Below are 6,348 nucleotides of genomic sequence, written 5' to 3'. Positions count from 1 at the left end.
TCAGCCGTCCACGATCGGCCCGGTGATTCGCGCCATGTGGATGGCTGGTAAAGTCGACCCGGTCCCGGCCGCGGTGATCGCGCACGACGCGCCGCATCTCAAGGTCGCACCAATGGGTAACACCGTCGAAGCGGGGACATACATCGCGCAGAACGGCTGTGCCGGTTGTCACGGTGCGACGTATTCCGGCGGCCCGATTCCAGGGGGACCGCCCGATTGGAAGCCGGCCGCAAATATCACCCCCACCGGGATCGGGCACTATTCACTCGAAAACTTCAGGACGATAATGCGGGAAGGAAAGCGTCCCGACGGCAGCGCGGTTGACTCGATGATGCCGGTCAAGGCGACACGTCAGATGAGCGACGACGAGATCGAATCCGTCTACAAGTTTCTCAAGACGCTGCCGCCGAAACCGTTCGGCAACCGCTAACGCAGACGGCGATCGCACCAGAGTTGATACATACCGCCGAACGTGTCCGGGTGTGCATTCTCAAACGTGTGCCAGCTTGCAAGGTCCGTAGCAGCGTCGCGCGACGGAAACATCGTCGCGAATCTCGCCTGCGTTGTGCCATCCGTCTGAAAACCAAGAAAACGAAGTCCGAGTTCATCGAGCGCCGCAGCCAGCTCGAGCGTCGTGTACGTACGCTCCTGTACGTGCATGATAAGATCGCGACAGCCGCTGATCGAAAAGAAATCCGGAAATCGCGTCACCTGTCGCACTGGATGATCGACCGGCAACGCGAGAATCGCCTGCCGACAACGGCGGATGTCATCGGCAGCCGATGCGAACCCGTTCTCGACGACAAATACACGTGCGGCTTCGATGCTGCGTCGAGCGATCGTCGAGTACAGTCCGATCTTCATCACACCACCCGGTGCAAGCAGTCGCAACAACCGTCTCCATCCGACGAGCGGATCAGCGAGGTGATGCAGCACGCCCGAGCATGAGATGATGGTGAACGCGCGCTGAGGAAGATCGAGTTCGAGTAGGTCGGCGTGCGCGAACGTGAGGTTGAGGACTTGATATTCGAACGCCTCACGTGCGGCGTAGCCGAGGCTTGCCCGACTCAGGTCAATGGCAAGAACGTCGCTGTCGGCGAATTGGAGTGCGACTTGAATAGGCTGCCGACCGGTACCGCAGCCCGCAACAAGAATTGATCGACGAGTGGAAGTGCGTTGAAGCGCACGACCGGTCAGCGTCTCGATGAATTGTTCGGCGTCGACTACGCCCGGTCGTTCGAGATCAATCCAACGAGGATACGGATTGTGTTCGTACATATCGCGCACCACCTGCGATACCGAATCGGAGACTAGTGTGAGCGACGGCAAGGCTGCTGCGAGTTCCGCTTCGATAGCGGGCTCAACGAGCTGTTGCGTCACAACAGGCCGGAATGAGACGCTCCAGGTACCGATCGACTGCGCGACGATCTGATTTGCGTCGGCACAATCGGCAAGCGGTGCGTAGCTCGCCATGATTGAAAGCGAGAGTTCACGCGCGGCACCGGTCGCGTCGTTCAGCTCGGACTCTGGAGCGAACGGTCGCGTTACCTGCGACAGCGCTTCCCGTTCTTCATCGCTCACCGTCCACGCGTACTCGGTGTTGAAGCACTGTTGTGCGAGAGCTGCTGCAAACGGCACGGCGCCAGTGCTCCTCGATACGGCGACGGAACCGTGGCGCACGGCGGCCTGCAGCAGAGCGCGGCGGAGGGTGATAAGCACGCGCTCGAACTGTTCATCGGCGATGGCGATGCGCGGCAGAATCGCCAACAACAGCGGATTCACTACAAGCGCCGCGATCGCATCCGTGAAGGTGCTCGTGCCAGCGACTTCGCCACGCGAACGCGCATTCTCGAGCTCTGATCGCTCGAACTCGGCGAATGCCGGCGACTGACGAATGAGACTGAGCACCGCGTCCGAGATCGCAGAAGTCGCGACTTCCGTGTCGTTGCACATCCGCAGTAGCACGGCGTGCGCGTCAGGGGTGGCATCCACACGTGCGCCCCGTCGAATAGCATCGACGGCAATCGTCCGGAGCGTTGGGGGCCACGGTTCTTGCGATGCGAACGATGCCAACGCGTTCATGGCGACTGGCAACGCATCCATAAGCTGTCCCTGCGCATGCAGTACGAGCGCGAGATTGATTGTCACATCCCGTGCGTTCGGCGCAAGCTCATGCGCACGACGCAACGCACGTTCCGCTTCGTCCGGACGACCGAGCAGTCGGTAGGCGTCGCCGAGGGTGTTGTGAAAAGTCCACGCGTGTGGCTGCAACTCGATCGCACGCTGCACGAGTGCCACGGCGTCCGCGTGCCGACGCGATTGATGGGCGACCAGGCCAAGCAGGTACAAGGCATCGGAGTGGTCGGGATCGATTTGCAACAGCTGCACGTACCCGAGTTCGGCAGCGTCGAGTCGGCCGGCTTGGTGGTTCATGAGCGCCGCCTGCAACAGCGAGGCAGTTGTACTCACAGGGCATACCTCGGGGATCGTGGACGAAGCGACATCGTGCGGCCCGTGCGTTGCCGGCAAGCTCGCCGTCGGTCGAACGACGGGCTAGATACCGACATGATCTCTCCTCAGACGTGGCTTCCATGGGCGCTGGGCTCGGCGTGCTTCGCTGCGCTCACCGCCATTTTCGCAAAACTCGGACTCGAAGGAGTCGATTCCGATTACGCGACGCTGCTTCGCACCATCGTCATCGTGGTCGTGCTCGGTGCATTCGTCGCGCTGGCCGGGAAATGGCGCGATCCGATGACACTTCCCGTCAAGTCCACGACCTTTCTCGTCCTCTCAGCACTTGCCACCGGCGCGTCATGGGTCTGCTACTTCCGCGCACTCAAGATCGGCGAGGCATCCAAGGTTGCGCCGGTCGACAAGTTGAGCGTCGTACTCGTTGCCGTCTTTGCCGTCGTCTTTCTGGGTGAACGGCCAGGCGGCCGTGAGTGGTTGGGCATTGCACTGGTGGCAGTCGGCGTGCTTGTGCTGAGCTTCAAGCGATAAGGTGCGATTCGTCGCTGCGAAGTTGGGCAAATGGCGATACAATCGGAAACCCCGTTCTGGAGCGTTTTGAATGGCATTCGTTCCGCAGGTCAAGAAATGGCCGACCGATCGCGCGGTATTGCTCGTGCACGGCATCGGCAACGCCAGTGGAAACGGCGAAGCGGCATTTCCGCTGACAGAACTGAAAGCGGCGATCGGTGCGGACGCCACGAAGATTGCGATCTACACGCTGAACTACGATTTCATCAACGATTGGGCGGCGCGAAAGCTGCAACTCGGCTCGGCAATCGATGCACTCGGCAAGGCGATCGCCGACCACTACGACAACGCAGAATTGTCGGCGACGTTGGCCGAATACTGCGGCGACCTGCTCTGGCCAGTGTTGCATCGTGAAACGCGATTGGCCATCCATGACGCGTATCTGGCGCAGCTCGATCAAATCATGGTTGACTGCATCAACTCGATGGCAGCGCGCGGCGAAGATCCTGCAACGGCCAAGGTGAGTATCATCGCGCACAGTCTCGGCTGCTATCACACGTTCGAGGCGCTGCACACGGCGTGCACCGATCCGCAGTTCAACTTGCAGCCGGGAACCGATCTGACACAGTTGGAAAGCGTGGTTCTGATGGCGTCGCCAGTGCAGCTGATGCGCACGATAGCGTCGGGCATCAAAAAGCTTATTCCAAGTCCGTCGGAGCTTGCAATCCTCAATTCTGATGGGCTTTCGCTTCCGGCGGAGATCATGGATGGAGAACGGATTCTTGCCGCGCGGCAGTTTGTTTCGGTAACGGGCACGCAGGATCCGGTCGGCGGCCACTTGCTCGGGAAGCTCAACGATTGGGCATTCATGAACATCAAGGGGCAACGAACGCTGCTGGTGAATCAGTCGCTTGTGGCGGGAGATCCGGTGACCAGTCTCAAGGCAGCATTGCTGGAGGGGGCTACCAAGGTCGGCGCGGTCGCCTCGCTGGTGAAGGACCCGCATTCGTGGAGCGACTACGTATCCGGCCAGTCGGAGTTGTTGACAGACTTGCTCACGAAAGGACTCGTCACATGAACGCGCAAACGTGGTCACAACGCGCGCGTTATGTCGCAGCGGCCAGCGTCGCACTGGCGTGCGCGACGTCGATTGCAACCGCACAGGCGCCGGCCGAGTCGTCGGTGTCTGCCCGCGCGGGGTCGCACACCGTCGGTGAGTATTGTGGACTGGTGACCGGCATACTCACGCAGGATTCAGTGCGGCGCGCGCTCTCGCCGATTGCGTTGGAAGTGGTGGAGTCCCGAACGAAAACGATCTGCAATCCCACGGTCGCGGCGTTGTCGCTTCGTGCACTCGCGGCCGACAAGCCGGCTTCTTTTTCTGCTGTCGCACGCCTGCGTCAGGCTGCGTACCGCGATGCGTCGGCCGCGCCACTCGGCGGCGCGATACGCGACATCCGTGGTCGTCTCCGTCGGCCCGACGTACTCGCGGTCATACGGGCAACGTCGGGCGATTCCACCGCGAAAGCGTTTGCTGATGTTGCCGATGCCGCGCAGATCGTGCTCACGGAAGAATCGCGTGACAATGCGCTGCACCGCCTGGCCAACTATGAACGCAAACTCGGGCTGCAGGCACCACAGTTGAACGGCGTGGAAGTGCTGCTCAACTACAGCGCGCAGCGCTGGCTCCCGGGCTTTGCCGCGTCACCAACGCGCGGACCGTCGCCACTCGAGTTGATTGCGAACTACGTGCCGAGTTATGCCAGCGGTGTCGACAAGAAGGCGGTGGCCGTGTCGGCGTCGGAGTTTGGCGTACGCGGTTATCTCTTTGGCGACAACTGGGGCAAGACGGGCAGGGAAGGCATTCTCAAGCCTGCGTACTGGTCGCTTGGCGCACTCGTAGCAGGCGACAAGAACGGTGCCCTGTCGTGGCCGTGGGATGGGCGCACGCGGACCGGTGTGTTCGTCGGGTGGGGTGAGGTGAAAGTCGGTTACATCTCCGGGCGCAAAGGTTCAGTGCTCGTGACACGACAGGTGCAATTCATTCCGTACCTGTTTTGAGGCCGTCGGGCACGCGCGTCAGCAGCAGTTGATCAATTGCTTCTGTCGCGCGTGTGAATCGTGTTGACCAATCGCCGTGAATGCGTGTGAAGGTGGCTCCGAAGCGGTGCAATGTCGATTCGAACAGTTGTTGGACCTCTTCGCGTCGGTCACCCCGATCGCGTACGTCGTCGGCAACCCACGGTACGTCGATGTCGAGCAGCAGATACAGCGCTGGACGACGCAGGATCGCGGCCTCTTCGATGAAGGCAGGGCACCGGCCGAAATAGTGGTGGCAGTACACGACCGTGCTGAGCAGATCGGTGTCCTGAATCAGCAGCCTGGACGCGCGCGCAATGATCTCGTCTTCGCGCGCGGTCTGACCAACTGCAATCGGCCCGTGATCGCGAAAATCGAGGGGACGATCGAGCGTCGCCGCATACTCGCGCACGAACTCGGGCACGCACAGCACGCCGAAGTGCGATGCGAGCTGCACTGCGAGTGTCGTTTTGCCGACGGACTCGGAGCCCGTGAGAACTACGCGAGCGAGGTTCGGGCGTACGATCGCTTCCATTCGATATGACCGATGACGGCAAGAATGAGGAAGACGGCGTAGAGCAGCGCCGTGAGTCGCAGATCACGCACCAGAAACACGCCGACGTAGACGACATCGAGCACAATCCAGATCGCCCAGTTCTCGAGCAGTTTGCGCGTCATCATCCATTGTGCGATGAGGCTGCTCACGGCGAGCGCGGCGTCGAGCAACGGTAGTTTCGATCCTGGAATACGCGACGTGATGGTGAACACGAGCATCCAGCAGACAAACCCCAATGTGGCGAGTGTCAGCGCCAGTTTTGCACTCGTGCGCGTAACGACGACAGACGCATGCTTCGGCCCGCCGCGCAGCCAGTGCCACCAACCGTAAAACGACAGGACGAAGTACACGACCTGCAATCCGGTGTCTGAGTAAAGTCCTGAACGCGCGAACACAACGATGTACAGCAGTGCGTTGAGCACGCCGAGTGGCCAGCTCCAGATGTTTTCGCGTGTGACGAGATACACGTTGAGCACACCCGTGATGAAGCCCAGCAATTCGGTGCCGGAGCTTCCGTGCGCGGTAAGCCAATCGGTCAGTGCGTTCATCCGCGGAAAGTATACAACCGCAATACAACCGCTACACACGATCGCGCCGCGTGGTTATGCTTGATGCACATGACCGGGGTGCCGGCGCCGCCAGTGAGCGTCGGCTGAGAGAGTCCCGTAGAACCTGATCCGGCTCGTACCGGCGTAGGGAGTCCTATGAAGTTCAGCCTGACCCGGGCGCGCACG

7 protein-coding genes and 1 riboswitch are annotated in these 6,348 nt (G+C 60.9%); of the genes, 4 read left to right on the top strand and 3 right to left on the bottom strand.

Annotated elements, in window-relative coordinates; translation table 11 throughout:
* Positions 1–430: c-type cytochrome (locus ACLL97_RS03565; RefSeq protein WP_411279101.1), on the top strand; the 430-nt coding region annotated here is incomplete at its 5' end.
* Here the strand turns inward: ACLL97_RS03565 and ACLL97_RS03560 are convergent.
* Positions 427–2,469, bottom strand: coding sequence for a methyltransferase domain-containing protein (locus ACLL97_RS03560; RefSeq protein WP_411279100.1), 2,043 nt, complete (start codon positions 2,467–2,469; stop codon positions 427–429). The two genes, ACLL97_RS03565 and ACLL97_RS03560, sit on opposite strands and share 4 nt — an antisense overlap.
* A gap of 96 nt (positions 2,470–2,565) precedes the next feature.
* Between ACLL97_RS03560 and ACLL97_RS03555 the strand changes: the two genes are divergently transcribed.
* The 3 genes from ACLL97_RS03555 to ACLL97_RS03545 all read left to right on the top strand — a co-directional run bounded on the left by ACLL97_RS03555 (position 2,566) and on the right by ACLL97_RS03545 (position 5,040).
* Positions 2,566–3,000, top strand: a complete 435-nt coding sequence (locus ACLL97_RS03555) for an EamA family transporter (protein ID WP_411279099.1) — start codon at positions 2,566–2,568, stop codon at positions 2,998–3,000.
* A 70-nt stretch (positions 3,001–3,070) separates the two neighbouring features.
* A complete protein-coding gene (locus ACLL97_RS03550) occupies positions 3,071–4,057 on the top strand; it encodes a hypothetical protein (protein WP_411279098.1) in 987 nt (328 codons plus the stop codon).
* Complete coding sequence (locus ACLL97_RS03545; protein ID WP_411279097.1) at positions 4,054–5,040, top strand: hypothetical protein; 987 nt, start codon at positions 4,054–4,056, stop codon at positions 5,038–5,040. Before ACLL97_RS03550 ends, ACLL97_RS03545 begins: the two co-directional genes overlap by 4 nt.
* Here ACLL97_RS03545 and ACLL97_RS03540 read toward each other — a convergent pair.
* Complete coding sequence (locus tag ACLL97_RS03540; RefSeq protein WP_411279096.1) at positions 5,021–5,515, bottom strand: AAA family ATPase; 495 nt, start codon at positions 5,513–5,515, stop codon at positions 5,021–5,023. The two genes, ACLL97_RS03545 and ACLL97_RS03540, sit on opposite strands and share 20 nt — an antisense overlap.
* A gap of 41 nt (positions 5,516–5,556) precedes the next feature.
* Positions 5,557–6,162, bottom strand: a complete 606-nt coding sequence (pnuC, locus tag ACLL97_RS03535; RefSeq protein ID WP_411279095.1) for a nicotinamide riboside transporter PnuC — start codon at positions 6,160–6,162, stop codon at positions 5,557–5,559.
* A gap of 64 nt (positions 6,163–6,226) precedes the next feature.
* Positions 6,227–6,330: riboswitch (TPP riboswitch) on the top strand.
* Positions 6,331–6,348: the final 18 nt, after the last annotated feature.

Source organism: Gemmatimonas sp., assembly GCF_046594945.1.
Lineage (GTDB): Bacteria > Gemmatimonadota > Gemmatimonadetes > Gemmatimonadales > Gemmatimonadaceae > Gemmatimonas.
Note: the sequence above shows the minus strand (reverse complement) of the source record. Positions and strands in the feature narration are given on the sequence as shown.

Excerpts from the sequence above, each read along its gene's own strand:
- ACLL97_RS03550 (WP_411279098.1), top strand. The coding sequence starts at position 3,071 with ATGGCATTCGTTCCGCAGGTCAAGAAATGGCCGACCGATCGCGCGGTA.
- ACLL97_RS03545 (WP_411279097.1), top strand. The coding sequence starts at position 4,054 with ATGAACGCGCAAACGTGGTCACAACGCGCGCGTTATGTCGCAGCGGCC.
- pnuC (WP_411279095.1), bottom strand. The coding sequence starts at position 6,162 with ATGAACGCACTGACCGATTGGCTTACCGCGCACGGAAGCTCCGGCACC.
- ACLL97_RS03555 (WP_411279099.1), top strand. The coding sequence starts at position 2,566 with ATGATCTCTCCTCAGACGTGGCTTCCATGGGCGCTGGGCTCGGCGTGC.